The organism is Streptomyces sp. AC555_RSS877, from assembly GCF_019049245.1.
Taxonomy (GTDB): Bacteria; Actinomycetota; Actinomycetes; order Streptomycetales; family Streptomycetaceae; genus Streptomyces.
Map to the genome: position 1 here is coordinate 161,058 of NZ_JAGMUK010000049.1, position 15,812 is coordinate 176,869.

At 71.6% G+C, this 15,812-nt stretch carries 13 protein-coding genes; 9 read left to right on the top strand and 4 right to left on the bottom strand.

Annotated features, from left to right (window positions below):
• The first annotated feature begins 106 nt into the window (after positions 1-106).
• Positions 107-460: a hypothetical protein gene (locus KUM49_RS21595; RefSeq protein ID WP_217238528.1), complete on the top strand. Its 354-nt coding sequence runs from the start codon at positions 107-109 to the stop codon at positions 458-460.
• An 81-nt stretch (positions 461-541) separates the two neighbouring features.
• Here KUM49_RS21595 and KUM49_RS21600 read toward each other — a convergent pair whose 3' ends face one another.
• A complete protein-coding gene (locus KUM49_RS21600) occupies positions 542-1,786 on the bottom strand; it encodes an ROK family transcriptional regulator (protein ID WP_308406692.1) in 1,245 nt (414 codons plus the stop codon).
• Positions 1,787-2,083: 297 nt separating this feature from the next.
• Here KUM49_RS21600 and KUM49_RS21605 point away from each other — a divergent pair, with 297 nt between their 5' ends.
• The 8 genes from KUM49_RS21605 to KUM49_RS21640 all read left to right on the top strand — a co-directional run bounded on the left by KUM49_RS21605 (position 2,084) and on the right by KUM49_RS21640 (position 14,395).
• Entirely contained in the window at positions 2,084-3,463 is a 1,380-nt protein-coding gene (locus tag KUM49_RS21605) for an extracellular solute-binding protein (protein ID WP_217238530.1), read from the top strand.
• A complete protein-coding gene (locus KUM49_RS21610) occupies positions 3,460-4,389 on the top strand; it encodes a carbohydrate ABC transporter permease (protein WP_217238531.1) in 930 nt (309 codons plus the stop codon). The genes KUM49_RS21605 and KUM49_RS21610 overlap by 4 nt, the downstream gene beginning before the upstream one ends.
• Positions 4,389-5,285, top strand: a complete 897-nt coding sequence (locus tag KUM49_RS21615) for a carbohydrate ABC transporter permease (RefSeq protein WP_217238532.1) — start codon at positions 4,389-4,391, stop codon at positions 5,283-5,285. The genes KUM49_RS21610 and KUM49_RS21615 overlap by 1 nt, the downstream gene beginning before the upstream one ends.
• 66 nt (positions 5,286-5,351) lie before the next feature.
• A complete protein-coding gene (locus KUM49_RS21620; protein WP_217238533.1) occupies positions 5,352-8,420 on the top strand; it encodes a glycoside hydrolase family 38 C-terminal domain-containing protein in 3,069 nt (1,022 codons plus the stop codon).
• A 215-nt stretch (positions 8,421-8,635) separates the two neighbouring features.
• Positions 8,636-10,339 (top strand): NAD-dependent malic enzyme, encoded by a 1,704-nt coding sequence (locus KUM49_RS21625; RefSeq protein WP_217238534.1) that lies wholly within the window; start codon positions 8,636-8,638, stop codon positions 10,337-10,339.
• A gap of 121 nt (positions 10,340-10,460) precedes the next feature.
• Entirely contained in the window at positions 10,461-11,525 is a 1,065-nt protein-coding gene (locus tag KUM49_RS21630; RefSeq protein WP_217238535.1) for an AEC family transporter, read from the top strand.
• 82 nt (positions 11,526-11,607) lie between these two features.
• Positions 11,608-13,365 (top strand): FUSC family protein, encoded by a 1,758-nt coding sequence (locus tag KUM49_RS21635; protein ID WP_217238536.1) that lies wholly within the window; start codon positions 11,608-11,610, stop codon positions 13,363-13,365.
• 91 nt (positions 13,366-13,456) lie between these two features.
• Positions 13,457-14,395, top strand: a complete 939-nt coding sequence (locus tag KUM49_RS21640; RefSeq protein WP_254401575.1) for a LysR family transcriptional regulator — start codon at positions 13,457-13,459, stop codon at positions 14,393-14,395.
• A gap of 7 nt (positions 14,396-14,402) precedes the next feature.
• Here KUM49_RS21640 and KUM49_RS21645 read toward each other — a convergent pair whose 3' ends face one another.
• From KUM49_RS21645 to KUM49_RS21655, 3 genes are all read right to left on the bottom strand, one after another.
• The gene (locus tag KUM49_RS21645) at positions 14,403-14,885 is read right to left on the bottom strand and encodes a hypothetical protein (RefSeq protein WP_217238537.1); all 483 of its coding nucleotides are present in this window, start codon (positions 14,883-14,885) and stop codon (positions 14,403-14,405) included.
• A gap of 95 nt (positions 14,886-14,980) precedes the next feature.
• Positions 14,981-15,349 carry a helix-turn-helix transcriptional regulator gene (locus tag KUM49_RS21650; protein WP_217238538.1) on the bottom strand — a complete coding sequence of 123 codons (369 nt, stop codon included), beginning with the start codon at positions 15,347-15,349 and terminating at the stop codon, positions 14,981-14,983.
• Entirely contained in the window at positions 15,346-15,792 is a 447-nt protein-coding gene (locus KUM49_RS21655) for an SRPBCC domain-containing protein (protein WP_217238539.1), read from the bottom strand. The genes KUM49_RS21650 and KUM49_RS21655 overlap by 4 nt, the downstream gene beginning before the upstream one ends.
• Positions 15,793-15,812 lie beyond the last annotated feature (20 nt).

Here is a 15,812-nt window from a genome sequence, read left to right on the forward strand (position 1 = left end):
CGCCCGGTCGCCCGAAAAACGCCCATGCGGTCTGGATGGACCGGACTCGGAGTCCTACTCTGCGAATTCTGCATGCAGGAACCACGATTCCGCAGAGGGGGACCTGTTGGACGACTTCCGTTCCGAGGCCGAGAAGATCTACGAGACCACCCGTGACACCGACACTCGTGGCATCATCGCCGCGGTTCTGCACCTGGCCGACACCATGAACCCGGCGGCCGCCGGATACGCACATCCGGTACCGGAACGCGCCGCGTGGCAGAGCGCGGCGCTGTCCTACCTCCTGGGCAAGCCCACGCGGCGGAAGACCGCCGACCGCATCGCTTCATGGCTGACCGCACAAGGATTCGAAGTCGACGCCTGGACCGTCAACCAGGGCATGTGGCAGCTCGTCGCCGACGGCAGGGTCGCGGCCGACACCTCCGGCATGGAACCGGTGTTCGCCGCCGTCCGCGACTGATCCGCAGCGCCGCCGGGCGGTACGGGGGGGCGGGTCGACACGACACGGTTTCTGCTGCCGGCCAGGGCGCGCCCCCTGGCCCTACCCGGCCACGTCGGTCAGCATCCGCCAGCCCGGCGTGTAGTTGCCGTGCAGCACCAGGGACGCGGCTCCGACCGCGCCCACCGTGTCGCCGATCAGGCTCTGCTCGACGGTGACCGCGCGGATCGTACGGGCGACGGACGTGCGGTTGACGGCGGCCTCGATCTCCTCCCGCATGATCGGCTCGATGCCGCGCAGCGCCTCGCCGCCCAGCACGATGCGGCCGACGTCGAGCAGGCTGGCGGCACCGCGTGCCGCCTGGCCGATCCGGCGGGCGGCGCGGCGGACGACGTCGCAGGCGTCGGGGTCGCCGGCGCGGGCGGCGCGGCGCAGGGCTCTCCAGTCGTCGTGGACGGAGTCGGGCGTGCCGGTCAGGCCGATGCGGTCGGCGGCCGTCCGCCCGTGGCGGCGCAAGAGGTCGTCGATGAGGGCGGGTGGGCTGCAGTACGGGCCGAGGCAGTCGGTGGCGCCGCAGTGGCAGACCCGGTCGCCGGGTTCGACGGCCATGTGGCCGAACTCGCCGGCGTTGCCCGAATCACCGTGCAGCACGGCGTTGTTGAGGACGATGCCGGCCCCGATGCCGGTGCCCAGGTAGATGAAGAGAAAGCTGCCCGCCCGGTCGGCGCCGCCGATCCAGCGTTCGCCGATCGCGGCGGCGGTGGCGTCGTTGTCGAGGGCGACGGGCAGGCCCGTGGCCTCGACGAACATCTCCGTCAGGGGGACGCGTCCCCAGCCGGGGAAGTTCGGCGGGGACACCACGGCGCCGGAGGTGCCGTCGACCGGTCCGGGGGCGGCGACGCCCAGGCCGAGCAGGCGGGCGCGGTCCACGCCGCTCCGGTCGATGAGCCGTTGGGCGGCTCGCGCGACACGGTCCACGACGTCGGCGGGGTCGCCGGAGTCGGTCAGGCGCAGCCTGCGGGTGCCGATCACGTCGCCGGCCAGGTCGACCACCACGATCACCGCGGCCTCGGGGTCGAGGTGGACGCCGACCGCGCAGGCGCCGTCGGCGCGCAGGGACAGCAGGGTGCGGCGCTTTCCGCCGCTGGAGGGGGCCTGGCCGGACTCCGCCACCAGGCCGGCGTCGAGCAGTTTGCGGACGACGTTCGAGACGGTCTGGTTGGTCAGGCCGGTGAGCGCGGCCAGCTCGACCCGGCTCACCTGGTCCCTGGTCCGGATGGCGTCCAGGACCACGGCCTGGTTGTAGCCGCCGACCCTCGGCAGATTCGTACCGCTGAGCGTCGTCACCTGTTGGTCACCTGAACCCCTCACGTCAGCCCTGGTCCTGGGGCCGCCCTTGTCGCCGCGGGTGTCCGCGTCCCTCACGGCCGACCGGGGATGGTCTCCCACGGGCGCCCCAGGGCGAAAGTTTACAGGTTGGAAGCATTGACTTAATCCATCAATTGGATTTAGCTGACGCCACCAAAATCGGCCACACAGGCCAGGCAGCGCAAGGTGGCGCCCAGCTCGGGGCGCTGTCCGGCCTGGCCTCCTTGGCCGGAACTCGCGGCTTCCCCTCAGGTTTCGCGTCCCGGAGGAACCACTGTGCGCTCAAGACTCATCACCGCCGCGGCCCTCACCGCCGCCACCTCTCTGGCCCTCACCGCCTGCGGTTCGGACTCCTCAGGCAGCTCGGCCAAATCGATCAAGGTCGTCTACTGGCAGAACCTGGACAGCACGAACAAGCTCCAGGCCAACTACCTCGCCACGATGGTGAAGGACTTCACCGCGGCCAACCCGGGCACCAAGGTCAACCTGGTGCCGGTGACCGCCTCCGAGAACGACTACTACACGAAGATCCAGCTCATGATGCGCTCCCCCGCGACCGCTCCCGACCTGGTCTACGAGGACACCGCACTGATCAACTCCGACATCGCGGGCGGCTACCTCAAGCCGCTCGACGCGTACACCGCGAAGTGGGCCGACTGGTCGCAGTACGCCGACGCCGCCAAGGGCGCGGTGACCGGCGCCTCCGACGGCAAGGTCTACGGCGTCCCGGACAACACCGACACCCGCGGGATCTGGTACAACAAGCAGCTTTTCCAGCAGGCCGGGATCTCCGTGCCCTGGCAGCCGAAGACCTGGGCCGACGTCCTGAGCGCCGCCAGGACGGTGAAGGCCAAGCTTCCGGACGTCACCCCGCTGAACCTGTACACCGGCACGGCGGGCGGCGAGGCGTCCTCCATGCAGGGCTTCGAGATGCTCCTGTACGGCACTCCGGCCGGCGACAAGTCCCTGTACGACGCCTCGCAGAAGAAGTGGGTCGTGGGCAGCAAGGGCTTCAAGGACGCGCTGGAGTTCGTGCACACCGTCTACAGCCAGGGACTCGGCCCGGCCAAGGAGCAGGCGCTGGGCGCCAACTTCGGCACCACCGTGGGCACCGAGCTGATCCCCGAGGGCAAGCTGGCGATGGACATCGACGGCTCCTGGATGCCCAACAACTGGGGCCCCTCCAGCGCCAAGCCGTGGACCGAGTGGCAGTCGACGATGGGCACCGCGGCCATGCCCACCCAGAACGGCCAGGCGCCCGGCCGGACCAGCATGTCCGGCGGCTGGGCGTGGTCGGTCCCGGCCAAGGCCAAGAACCCGGACCTGGCCTGGAAGTTCCTGTCGACCGCGCTGGGCACGAAGACCAACTCCGCGAAGTGGAACGAGCTCAACGCCACCATCGCGGTGCGCACGGACGTCGCGGCCGACCCGACCTACCTGAAGTCGGTGTCCACCAACGAGTTCTTCACCGAGCTGGTGACCGACACCCACTACCGGCCCGGTCTGCCCGCCTACAACCAGGTCTCGACCGCGATCCAGAAGGCCATGGAGTCCGTGACCACCGGTCAGTCCTCGGTCGACAAGGCCGCCGAGACGTTCGACAACGATGTCAAGTCCGCGGTGGGTGACGACAAGACCGTCGAGGGAACCTCGTGACCGCCGTCGCCCCGGCGCCCCGCGGGACCGGCGGTCACCGCCGGTCCCGCGGGGTGTCCACCCCGGCCGTCCGCACGCTGCTGCGCGGCCTGCCGACACTGCCCGCCGCGTTCCTGCTGGCCGTCTTCCTCGGCGGCCCGATCCTGTACTGCGTCTACTACGCGTTCACCGACATGCAGCTCACCGGCGCCTCCGGCACCCGTTTCGTCGGACTGGACAACTTCACCCGGGCGCTGCAGGACACCGACTTCCTGAACGCGGTCACGCTGACGCTGGTGTTCGTGGTCGGCTCCGCCGTCGTCGGCCAGAACACGCTCGGGCTCGCCCTGGCCGTTCTGATGCAGAAGGCCACCAAGCCGGTGCGGGCGCTGGTCAGCGGCGTGGTCATCGCCGCCTGGGTGCTGCCCGAGGTGGTCGCCGGCTACCTGATGTACGCGTTCTTCTACGACCAGGGTTCGCTCAACTCGCTCCTGGAGGCCCTGCACCTGCCGCAGCAGAACTGGCTGTACACGATGCCGATCCTGGCGGTGTGCCTGGCGAACGTCTGGCGCGGCACCGCGTTCTCGATGATGGTCTTCACCGCCGCCATCAACGACGTGCCCCAAGAGCTGGTGGAGGCCGCCGAGATGGACGGGGCGAGCCCTTGGCAACGGCTGTGGCGGGTCGTGCTGCCGGTGATCAGGCCGTCGATCCTCACCAACCTGATGCTGATCACCCTGCAGACGCTCTCCGTCTTCGGCCTGATCTACACCATGACCCGGGGCGGACCCGGCAACAAGAGCGAGACCCTGCCGATCTTCATGTACCAACAGGCCTTCCAGAACAGCCTGATCGGGTACGGCACCGCCATCGCCCTGGTCCTGCTGGTGGTGGGCGCCCTGTTCTCCGTCGTGTACATCCGGCTCCTGAAACTGGAGGACGACTGATGGCCGCCGTGGTCACGCCGCCGCCCCTCACCTCCGCCGGGCGCACCGCCGTCGTGCCCGCCACGCGGAGGCGACGCCGCCTGCGGCCCGGCCGCGTCGCGGTCAACGCCGTCCTGCTCGTGGTGTCGGTGCTGTACGTCTTGCCGCTGCTGTGGATGGTCCTCGCCTCGGTGAGCGACACCAACTCCTTCCGTCTGACGCTGCCCTCGTCGCTCACCCTCGACAACTTCGACGCGGTCCTCAACGTCGACACCACCTACCGGCCGATGCTCAACAGCCTGCTGCTGTGCGGCTTCGGGACGGCGGTGACCGTGGTGGTGTCGGTGTTCGCCGCCTATCCGCTGTCGCGCTACCGCTCGCGGCTGCGGCGGCCCTTCCTTTACACCATCCTGTTCTCCACCGGGCTGCCCATCACCGCCGTGATGATCCCCGTCTACAGCATGTTCGTGCAGGTCAACCTGATCGACTCGATGCCGGGCACGACCCTGTTCCTGGCCGCCTCCGCGCTGCCGTTCGGGATCTGGCTGATGAAGAACTTCATGGACGGCGTACCGGTCGTCCTGGAGGAGGCGGCCCGGATCGACGGCGCGAACACGCTTCAGGTGCTGTGGCGGGTGGTGCTGCCCCTGATGCGGCCCGGCGTCGTCGTGGTCACCATCTTCACCTTCATCGGCATGTGGGGGAACTTCTTCGTCCCCTTCATCCTGCTGCTGTCCCCGGAAAAACTCCCCGCGTCCGTCAGCGTGTTCACCTTCCTCAGCGCCCACGATCAGACGCAGTACGGGCAGTTGTCCGCGTTCTCGCTGCTGTACTCACTGCCCGTCGTCCTGCTCTACCTGCTGCTGGCCCGCAAGCTCGGCGGAGGCTTCGCACTGGGCGGCGCGCTCAAGGGCTGACCCCAGGCCGACCCCACGCGCACGGCCGTACCCCCACCCGCCCCGCCACCACGGAGAAGACACCCCATGCACAACGACCGTGACGTCACCGAACAGCGGCTCGCCCGCGTACTCAACGAGCGTCTGCGGCCCGCGGTCCATGCCCGTTCCGTCCCTCTCGACGTAGAGGTCTGGAACGTGCCCGGCGAACCGGTGCCGGTCCACGAGGGCCTGGCCGCGCCCTACCGCCCGGCCCGCGTCGGCGACCGGTGGGGACCTGCCTGGACCACGAGCTGGTTCAAGGTCAGCGGCCGGATCCCCGCGGAGTGGGCCGGCGCGACCGTCGAGGCCGTGCTCGACCTCGGCTTCTCCCCCCACTCCCCCGGTTTCTCCGCCGAGGGCCTGGTCTACCGGGCCGACGGCACCGCCGTGAAGGCGCTCAACCCGCGCAACACCTGGCTGCCTGTCGCCGAAGCAGCAGCAGGCGGCGAGGAGTTCGTGGCCTTCGTCGAGGCCGCCGCCAATCCGGTCGTCATGCACACCGGCCCCGACGAACTCACCTTCGGGCCCACCGCGGTCGGCGGGCCGGCGCCCTGGCTCGGCGACCCCGCCGCCGACCCGGGCGAGCCCCTGTACCGGCTGCGACGGCTTGACCTCGCCGTCTTCGACCGGGTCGTCCACGAACTCGTACAGGATCTGGACGTCCTGGGTCAGCTGATGCACGAGCTGTCCCCCGAGTCCCCGCGTCGCTGGCAGATCCTGCGGGCCGTCGCGCAGGCCCTGGACGCCATCGACCTGCAGGACGTCAGCGGCGGCGCGACCGCGGCGCGGGCCGCCCTCGCCCCGGTGCTGGCGGCTCCCGCGCACGCGAGCGCGCACCGGCTCTCGGCGGTGGGACACGCCCACATCGACACCGCCTGGCTGTGGCCGCTGCGCGAGACCGTCCGCAAGGTGGCCCGCACCGTCTCCAACGTCACCCAACTCATGGATGACCATCACGAGTTCACGTTCGTCATGTCCCAGGCGCAGCAGCTCGCCTGGCTGAAGGAGCACCGGCCCGAGGTGTACGCGCGGGCGCAGGAGAAGGTGAAGACGGGGCAGTTCCTGCCCACCGGCAGTCTGTGGGTGGAGCCCGACACCAACATCACGGGCGGTGAGGCCCTGGTGCGCCAGTTCGTCCACGGCAAGCGGTTCTACCTGGAGGAGTTCGGCGTCGAGACCGAGGAGATGTGGCTGCCGGACACGTTCGGCTACAACGCGGCCCTGCCGCAGCTGATGAAGCTGGCCGGGGTGCGCTGGTTCCTGACCCAGAAGATCTCCTGGAACACCATCAACAAGTTCCCGCACCACACCTTCTGGTGGGAGGGCATCGACGGCACCCGGATCTTCAGCCACTTCCCGCCCGTCGACACCTACAACAGCGACCTGTCAGGTGCCGAAGTCGCCCACAGCGTACGGAACTTCCAGGACAAGGCCGCCGTCAACCAGTCTCTGATCCCGTTCGGCTACGGCGACGGCGGTGGCGGCCCCACCCGCGAGATGCTCGCCCGCGCCGCCCGGCTGAGGAACCTGGAGGGCTCCGCCCGGGTCGAGATGGACAAGCCCGCCGACTTCTTCGAGCGCGCGCACGCCGAGTACGAGGAGAACGGCGGCGCCCCGGTGTGGTCCGGCGAGCTGTATCTGGAGTTCCACCGGGGCACCCTGACCAGCCAGCTCGCCACCAAGCAGGGCAACCGGCGCAGCGAACACCTGCTGCGCGAGGCCGAGTTGTGGGCGGCGACGGCTGCCGTGCGGCACGGGCACCCCTACCCGTACGAGGCGCTGGACCGGCTGTGGAAGACCGTTCTCCTGCACCAGTTCCACGACATCCTGCCCGGCACCTCTATCGCCTGGGTCCACCGGGAAGCCGAGGAGACCTACGAGGCCGTCGCCCAGGAGCTGACGCAGCTGATCGGCGAGGCCCAGCGCGCGCTGGCCGGGCCGCCCGGAGGAACGGTCGTCTTCAACGCCGCACCCCACGCCCGTGGCGGCGTCCCGGCACTCGGCGCCGGCCTGCGCCCCGAGCCGGCCGACCCGCCCGTGCCGCCGGTGGCGGACGCGGACGGGGGCGGGTTCGTCCTCGACAACGGCCTGGTCCGGGTGACGGTGGACGGCCGCGGCCTGATCACCTCCGCCTACGACATCACCGCGGGCCGGGAGGCTCTGGCTCCCGGCGCGGTCGGCAACCTGCTCCAGCTCCATCAGGACTTCCCGAATCAGTGGGACGCGTGGGATGTCGACGTCTTCTACCGCAACACGGTCCGCGACCTCACCAAGGCCGAGTCGGTCACCGCGACCGGTGACGGCATCCGTGTGGTCCGCGGTTTCGGCGATTCGCGGATCGAGCAGACCCTGACCCTGCCGGCCGGCTCCCGGCGGCTCGTGGTCGACACCGTCGTCGACTGGCACGAGCGGGAAAAGCTCCTCAAGGCGGCCTTCCCGCTGGACGTACGGGCCGCGCACTCGACCGCCGAGATCCCCTTCGGGCACGTGCAGCGGCCCACCCACACCAACACCAGCTGGGACGCGGCCAAGTTCGAGGTCTGCGCCCACCGCTTCCTGCACGTCGGCGAACCCGACTGGGGCACCGCGCTGGTCAACGACTCCTCCTACGGCCACGACGTCACCCGGGACGTCCGCGCCGACGGCGGTACGACCACCACGGTCCGGCTCTCCCTGCTGCGTGCCGCCCGTTTCCCCGACCCCGACGCCGACCAGGGCACTCACCGGCTGGCCTACGCGCTCGTGATCGGCGCGGACATCACCGACGCCGTGCGCGAGGGCTACCGCTTCAACCTGGCCGAGCGCACCCTGCCGGGCAGCGCGGCCGTCGCCCCCCTGGTCTCCGTGGACCACGAAGGCGTGGTCGTCGAGGCCGTGAAGCTCGCCGACGACCGCACCGGCGACATCATCGTCCGCCTCTACGAGGCCCGCGGCACGCGCGCCCGCGCCACCCTCACGCCCGGGTTCCCTCTGGCCTCGGTCGCCACGACCGACCTGCTCGAACGCCCCCTCGACGACCCGTCGAGCCACCAACTCACCCATGGGGCGGTCCAGTTGGCCTTGCGCCCCTTCCAGATCCTCACCTTGCGGATGCGGCCCCTGCCACAGGACTGAGGGGATCATCCGGCTCGGTCACCCCAGGCGGCCTCCCCGGGGCGGCGTCCGTCACATTCGTACGCGCAGGGCGGCTTCGCCTCGGAGAGAACCGCAGTTCAGGTGCTCGAATGCCTTCAGATCATGGATCACTTTGAGTCCAGGCATTGGACGCATGCATCCCTGGTCTCCCATGGTGGTCCGTGTCCCCAGTTCCCGACCGTTGAGGAGTAGTCATGGGCACGCGGAGGAACGCCGTCGATGGTCTGATCCGAACGACCGCCCGCGGACATGCCGTGCTGAACAACCCCCGTCTGAACCGGGGCACCGCCTTCACCCGGCAGGAGCGACAGGATCTGGGCCTGGAGGGCCTGGTGCCGCCCCAGGTGCTGACCCAGGACCAGCAGGCCGCCCGCGCGTACACGCAGTTCCGTTCCCAGCCCGACGACCTCGCCAAGAACGTCTATCTGACGGCGCTGCGCGACCGCAACGAGGTGCTGTTCCACCGGCTGCTCGCCGACCATCTCGCCGAGATACTGCCGATCGTCTACACCCCGACCGTCGGCACCGCGATCGAGCGCTACAGCTACGAGTACCGCCGCCCGCGCGGCGTGTACCTGTCGGTGGACGCGCCCGAGGACATCGAGTGCTCCCTGCGCGCGTCCGGGCTGGGCCCCGGTGACGTCGACCTGATCGTGGCGACCGACGGCGAGGCGATCCTCGGCATCGGCGACTGGGGCGTGGGCGGTATCGACATCGCCGTGGGCAAGCTCGCCGTCTACACCGCCGCCGCGGGCGTGGACCCGGCCCGCACGCTGGCGGTGATGCTGGACGTGGGCACCAACCGGCAGGAGCTGCTGGACGACCCGCTGTACCTGGGCAACCGGCACCCGCGCGCGGACCGCGAGAGCTACGACGCCTTCATCGACGCGTACGTCACCGCGGCCACCGAGCTGTTCCCCGACGCCCTGCTGCACTGGGAGGACTTCGGCCCGGCCAACGCCCGCCGCGTCCTGGACCGGTACCAGGAGAAGGTCTTCACCTTCAACGACGACATCCAGGGCACCGGCGCGGTCAACCTGGCCGCCGTACTGTCCGGGGTGCGCGCAGGCGGTGTCCCGCTGCGCGAGAACCGCATCGTGCTCTTCGGCGCGGGCACCGCCGGCATCGGCATCGCCGATCAGCTGCGCGACGCGCTGATCGCCGACGGGCTGACGCCCAGGGAAGCCACCGCACGCATCTGGGCCGTCGACCGTCACGGCCTGCTCACCGAGGGCCAGCAGGATCTTCGCGACTTCCAGACGCGCTACGTCCGCCGCGGCGCCGAGGTCTCCGACTGGCGGCGCGACGACAGCGTCGGCGGCATCCCGCTGGCCGAGGTCGTCGACCGCGTGCGCCCCACCGTTCTCATCGGGGCCTCGGGGCAGGGAGGGGCCTTCACCGAGGACATCGTGCGCGCCATGGCCGCGCACACCGACCGCCCGATCATCCTGCCCCTGTCCAACCCGACCCGGCTGGCCGAGGCCGTCCCCGCCGACCTGCTCCGCTGGACCGACAGCCGGGCCCTGATCGCCACCGGCAGCCCCTTCGACCCGGTCGAGATCGACGGCGTCACCCACCACATCGGACAGGCCAACAACGCGCTGGTCTTCCCCGGCCTGGGGCTGGGCGCCGTCGTCGCCCGCGCCGAACGCATCACCGACGGCATGCTCGTCGCCGCGGCGCGCGCCGTCGCGGACCAGACCGACGCCGCCGCGCCTGGCGCGCCGGTGCTGCCTCTGATCGACCGCCTGCGCGACACCTCCACCGCGGTGGCCGTGGCCGTGGCCCGCGCCGCCACCGAGGGCGGCGTCGCCCGGGAGACCGCCGACGACACCGTCGAGGAGCGCGTCCGCGCGGCCATGTGGCACCCGGTGTACCCGCCGATCGAGGCCGTCTGACACACACCGGGCCGCGGACAGGGCCACGCCCGCAGCAACCGACAAACCGTAAGGACTCGGCTCTCTGACGTGTCGTCACCGGCCCCGTGGCCGAGCCCCCTTTCCAAAGGATTGACGCAGCATGTCTTTCGCCGAGATCTTCACCGTGGTGGTGCCGGTCTTCCTCATCATCGCGGTCGGCTACGGCACCGGCCGCCGCGCGCTCTTCGACGCCGGCGGGGCGCAGGCGCTGCGCGAGCTGACGATGCAACTCGCCCTGCCGGCCGCCCTCTTGCTGAGTATCTGGCAGACGCCACGGCATGTGCTGGTCGAGCAACTGCCCCTGGTGGGCCTGCTCGCCTTCGGGCTGCTCGGGGTGTACGCCGTCCTGCTCGGCGTACTGCGCCTCGCCGCCCGCCGTCCGCTCCGACGGGCGGCCCTGTTCGCCCTGGCGTGCGTCCAGCCGCAGTACGCCTTCATGGGTACGTCCATCCTCGGAGGCCTGTTCGGCAGTGCGGAGGCCGCCGTGCCGATCGCCGTCGCGGGCATCCTCGTCAACGTCGTCCTCGACCCGGTCGTCCTGATCCTGCTCGGCATGCCGGAACACCCGGCGCGCGGGACGGCCGCCACCACGGCGGACTCCACCTCCGCGCTGCGGCAGCCGGCCCTGGTGACGGTCGGCGGCGGCGCGCCCGCGGAAGCCGCCCCGCCGGTCGCCGCCGGAGGCGCGTCGCCCGAGGACCGTCCCTCCGTGCTGCGCACCGTGGGACACGCGCTGCGCGAGCCGTTCTGCTGGGGCCCGGTCCTGGGTCTGATCCTTTCGGTGAGCGGGGTCGGTCTGCCGGAGGTCGCCGACGCGTCGCTGACCCTGCTCGCCGGGGCCTCGTCGGCCGCCGCGCTGTTGTACGTCGGTGTCTCCGTGTCCCGCATCGGCCGTCCCAAGCTGACCCCGGCGGTGTGGGCGATCTCGCTCACCAGCGTCGTCGTCCTGCCCCTGCTCGTCTACGGTGTCGGTCTGGCCGTCGCCTCCGCGGCCGACGCCGCCCAGGCCGCGCTGATCGTCGCCTTCCCCGTCTCCCCCGTCCCCCTCATGTTCGCCGCCCGCCACGGCTCGAAGGCCGACATCCAGGCCATCGGCTCCGCCGTCGTGCTGAGTCTGCTCCTCTCCTTCGTCACCCTCCCGCTCCTCATCGAGCTGGTCGGCTGACTTTGGCCTCGGGGCACCTGCAAGCCAAGTCGGCCCCCGCCCACGCGAAAGTCCGCCCCCGCGACCGAAAGGACAAGGCCGTATGACGCCGGCAGCAAACGCGCGACCGCACCGTCCGCCCCGTACGCCCCGTCTGCGGTGGCCGCGTTCCGCCGCCGGCGTCGCGCCCGTACGCCTGCCGCTCGCGGCGGCCGCGCGGGGCGCCGTCGCTCTCGCGCTGCCGCTGCTCGTCGGGCTGCTCACGGGATGGGTGGTGCCGTCGGTGATCGCGGCGATCGGCGCGCTGTGGGGCGTGAGCCAGGACGGTTCCGATCCCTACCGGGTGCGGGTGAGGCGGCTGGGCTGGACCGGCGTGTCCAGCGCAGTCGGCCTGCTCGCCGGTGAACTCGCCCTGCGCAGCGGGGAAGGGGCAGCCGTGGCGGGATGCCTGGTGGCTGCCGCGCTCGTGGCGGGCACCCTCGGTCTGCGGGGGCGGATCGCATCCGTGTCGGGCATGCACCTACTGCTCGGCGTCACGATCGGCAGTGGCATCCCCGTGCCGGGGCCGTGGTGGCAGCCGCCGCTGGCCCTGCTCGCCGGTGTCGCCCTGGTCCTCGTGCTGTCCACGGCCCCGTGGCTGTGGCGCCGGCACCACGTCGAGCGGGCCGCCGTGCTCGCCGTGTACCGGAGCGCGGCCGAGGCGCTGACCGCGGCCGGCACGCACGACGCCGAAGGAGCCCGCCGACGGATGACGCTGGCCCTCAACCACGCCCACGAGGTGATGGCAGCCCACCTCGCCCCACGGACCCGGCAGCGACAGCAGGCGGAGCTCCGGGAGCTGGTCCGGGCCTTCCACAGCGCCGTACAGCTGGGCGAGGCCGTGACGGCACTGATGTGGGAGGCGCGTCCGCTCCCGCCCGCCGTGACCGGCGTACCGCTGCACCTGGCCGAGCGCCTGCTGCCCGGCCACTACTCGGCTCCGGCCCCGGCCGTTCCGGCGACCGAGCAGGCGGTGCCGGCACTCGACACCGACTCGCCGGGCAGGCGCGCCCTGGCCGACGTGTGCGCGGCCGTCGACAGCGAAGCCGACGCAGCCGACCCGGCGCTGCGCCTGCCGGCGCACTCGTGGCCCGGGCGGGCGGCGCACCTGCGCTACGTCACGCTGCTGACCGGCTGCGTGCTCGTCGCCCATCTGCTCGCCGAGACACTGCACGGCCCCCGTGGCTACTGGCTCCCCATGACGGTGGCCTTCGTCTACAAGCCCGACTTCGGGCCGGTCTTCACCCGGGCGCTGCACCGCTGCGTCGGCACGGTCGTCGGCGTGGCCGCCATCGGGGCGGTGTCCCTGCCGTCGCCCGGCGCCTACACCGTGATCGGCGTCGTGGCCGCCTTCGGCGCCCTGATGGCCGTCGGCGTGCGCCATCACTACGCGCTCGCCACGCTGGGCCTGACGGCGGTCGTGTTCGTGCTCCTCGACCTGCTGGGCGACGACCGGCCGCTGTACGGCACGCGCATTGTGGACACCGCCCTGGCGTCCGCGCTGGTGCTCGTCGCGCACTTCGCGGTGTGGCCCGACTCCGCGGCGCACCGGGCCGAGGCGCAGACCGAGGCCGCCGTCGCCGCCGCCCGCCGCTACCGCGACGTCGCCCCCGAAGCGGGCCAGGTCCAGCGGCAGTCGCTGCGCCGGGCCGCGTACCACCAGCTGGCCGATGCGCGCCGGGCCGTGGCCCACGCCCGCGGTGAACCGGCCCGCCCCGGCCGGTCGCTGCCCGATCTGGAGGGCGCGATCACGGCGGCGGAGCGGCTCTGCGACAAGGTGACCGCGCAGGCGGTGGCGGGCACGGCGGCCACGAACCGGTAGACGTCCTGCGCGCCGGCACGGGCGATCGAGGCTGCCTCCTGCCCGTGCGGTCGGTGATCCATGCCGGTGCCGCCCGGATCCTCCCTGATCCATGACCGGGGAGAATGGCCGGATGGACCTTGAGGTACTGCGCTCCTTCCAGGCCGTGGCAGAGGGAACGACGGTGACCGACGCCGCGGCCGACGCCCGGATCACCCAGCCCGCCCTGTCTCGGGCCCTGAACCGGCTCGAGGACGAGGTCGGCGCGGAACTCCTCCAGCGCGTCGGACGCGTTCTGCGTCTCACCCCCGCCGGTCGGGTGTTCAAGGAGTACGTCGACTCCATGCTCGCCAGTTACGACCGGGGCCGGCGGGCCGTGGCCGAGATGGTCGACCCCGACGGCGGTGTGGTGTCGCTGGCCTTCCTCCACACCCTGGGCACCTGGCTGGTGCCCCGGCTCGTCACGGAATTCCGGCAGGTCCTCCCGCAGGCCCAGTTCGAGCTGCATCAGGACGGCGAGACCGGTCTGACGCGGCACCTCCTCGACGCCACCGCGGACCTGATCATCACCGGCGTCGAGCCCGCGCACCCGCTGATCACGTGGCGGCGTCTCCTGGTGGAACCCCTACGGCTGGCCGTGCCCGCCGGTCACCGGCTGGCCGGGCGCCGCCGGGCCCGCCTGGCCGAGGTGGCCGAGGAGCGGTTCATCCTTCTCAAGGCCGGATACGGGCTGCGTGACATCACCGAGACGCTCTGCCGCGACGCCGGCTTCACCCCGCTCGTCGGCTTCGAGGGCGAGGAGGTGGAGACCCTGCGCGGCCTGGTCGCCGCGGGTCTCGGCGTGTCCCTGATCCCCTCGTCCCCGGACGGCACGGCGACCGCGGACGCCCCGATCCGCTACCTGGAGATCACCGACGTACGCGGCGCCCGGGACATCGGGATCGCCTGGCTGAACTCCCGCGCCCTGCCGCCGATCGCCCAGCGCTTCATCGACCACGCCCTGGAGTCGGCCGACGCGTCCGCGACCGCACGCGCGACCGAAGGGGACTGACGCCTTTTCAGGTGCGTCCAGGGACGGCGACGCGAAGGTCCAGGAGCTGTTGGGTGTGTCCTGGCACGTGGTCCGTGGCGAGGCCGTCGCTGAGGGCCTCGAGCGGAATCGGCTGGTCCAGCACGAGTGCCCCGTTGGACAGCAGGAGCGACGGCACCAGGACCGCGGCGGCCTCCTCGTTGAGCAGGTCGGCGATGTCGCACAGGACGGCGGCCTGGCTCCGGACGTGCCCGGCCAGGTCCGCCCTGCCGGTGTGCTCGGCGACGATCCGGTCGAGGTTCCAGGTGTCGAGGGAGATCCGGTTGTCGAAGGTGGGGCGCGAGCCGGCGCCGACACCGAGAGCGACCGCTGCGGCAGCGGCGTCGACGCTGAGGAGATGGGCCAGTATCCGGTCGGCGTTCCATCCCCCGTCCGCCGCGTCGCCGAGGTCGGGGCCGGCCGCCACGTCGAGCAGTCTGTCGTAGGCACCGCGAAGGGCTGTCGTATCCATGGCGTGCTCCTCTCGGCCGGGTTCTGTCGAGCGCGCGGCCCGTCGGGGACCGACGCCGCGGCCCCCGGTGTGTGGCCAGGGTCCGTCGGCGGGGCTCATTCGGGTCCTGTCGAGCGCGAGTCGCGCTCCGCTGCCTCGGCGACGCGTTTGATGTTCGCCAGCCGTCGGTCCCAGTCGGCCGCGAGCGAGGCCATCCACCGCGCCGTCGCGTCCAGCGCCGCGGGCCGGACGGCATAGCGCACCTCGCGTCCCACCCGGCTGCCGGACACCAGGCCGGCGGCGTCCAGGACGGCGAGGTGCTTGACCACTGCCTGCCGTGAGACGGGGAGGGGTTCGGCGAGCGTCGTCGCGGTGGCCTCGCCCCGCGCGGCGAGCAGGTCGAGCAGTTGGCGTCGGGTCGGGTCGGCGAGAGCGGCGAGGACGCTGTCGACCGCCTCGCCGGTGTCGCGGTGTTCCGGTGTCACGCGGAGGGCTGTTCGGCGCGCGTCCTGAGCGCGTCGAGCTCCAGCGGCCAGCCCTGGGCGTGGTCCTTCAGGTTCTGGCTGCGCAGCTCCTGGGACCCGGCCAGTGCCGCGAAGCCGCTCTCCACGACGCGAAGCCGCGTCCCGTCGCCCTCCGGGGTCAGTGTGAACTCCACGAGGGTGCTGTTGTCCTCGCGCAGTTCCTCACCCGGGAACGCGCTGGTCCAGCGGTACGCCAGATACGTCGGCGGCTCGACCTTCTCCACGCGCACCGGGAAGTCCCCGTGTTCGGCGTTCTTCGCCACCATCGACTCGCCTTCCTTCGCCACGGTGCCGGGCAGGCTCGCCTTGTCGGCCACCCAGAACCCGGGCTGGGCCACCAGCGACCAGACCCGCTCCAGGGGTGCCGCGATCAGGGTTTCGCGTTCGATCCGGTCCTCGCTCATGAGGGAACTCCTTCGTTGCC

Excerpts from the sequence above, each read along its gene's own strand:
- KUM49_RS21625 (WP_217238534.1), top strand. The coding sequence starts at position 8,636 with ATGGGCACGCGGAGGAACGCCGTCGATGGTCTGATCCGAACGACCGCC.
- KUM49_RS21615 (WP_217238532.1), top strand. The coding sequence starts at position 4,389 with ATGGCCGCCGTGGTCACGCCGCCGCCCCTCACCTCCGCCGGGCGCACC.
- KUM49_RS21635 (WP_217238536.1), top strand. The coding sequence starts at position 11,608 with ATGACGCCGGCAGCAAACGCGCGACCGCACCGTCCGCCCCGTACGCCC.
- KUM49_RS21620 (WP_217238533.1), top strand. The coding sequence starts at position 5,352 with ATGCACAACGACCGTGACGTCACCGAACAGCGGCTCGCCCGCGTACTC.
- KUM49_RS21630 (WP_217238535.1), top strand. The coding sequence starts at position 10,461 with ATGTCTTTCGCCGAGATCTTCACCGTGGTGGTGCCGGTCTTCCTCATC.
- KUM49_RS21640 (WP_254401575.1), top strand. The coding sequence starts at position 13,457 with ATGACCGGGGAGAATGGCCGGATGGACCTTGAGGTACTGCGCTCCTTC.
- KUM49_RS21645 (WP_217238537.1), bottom strand. The coding sequence starts at position 14,885 with ATGGATACGACAGCCCTTCGCGGTGCCTACGACAGACTGCTCGACGTG.
- KUM49_RS21655 (WP_217238539.1), bottom strand. The coding sequence starts at position 15,792 with ATGAGCGAGGACCGGATCGAACGCGAAACCCTGATCGCGGCACCCCTG.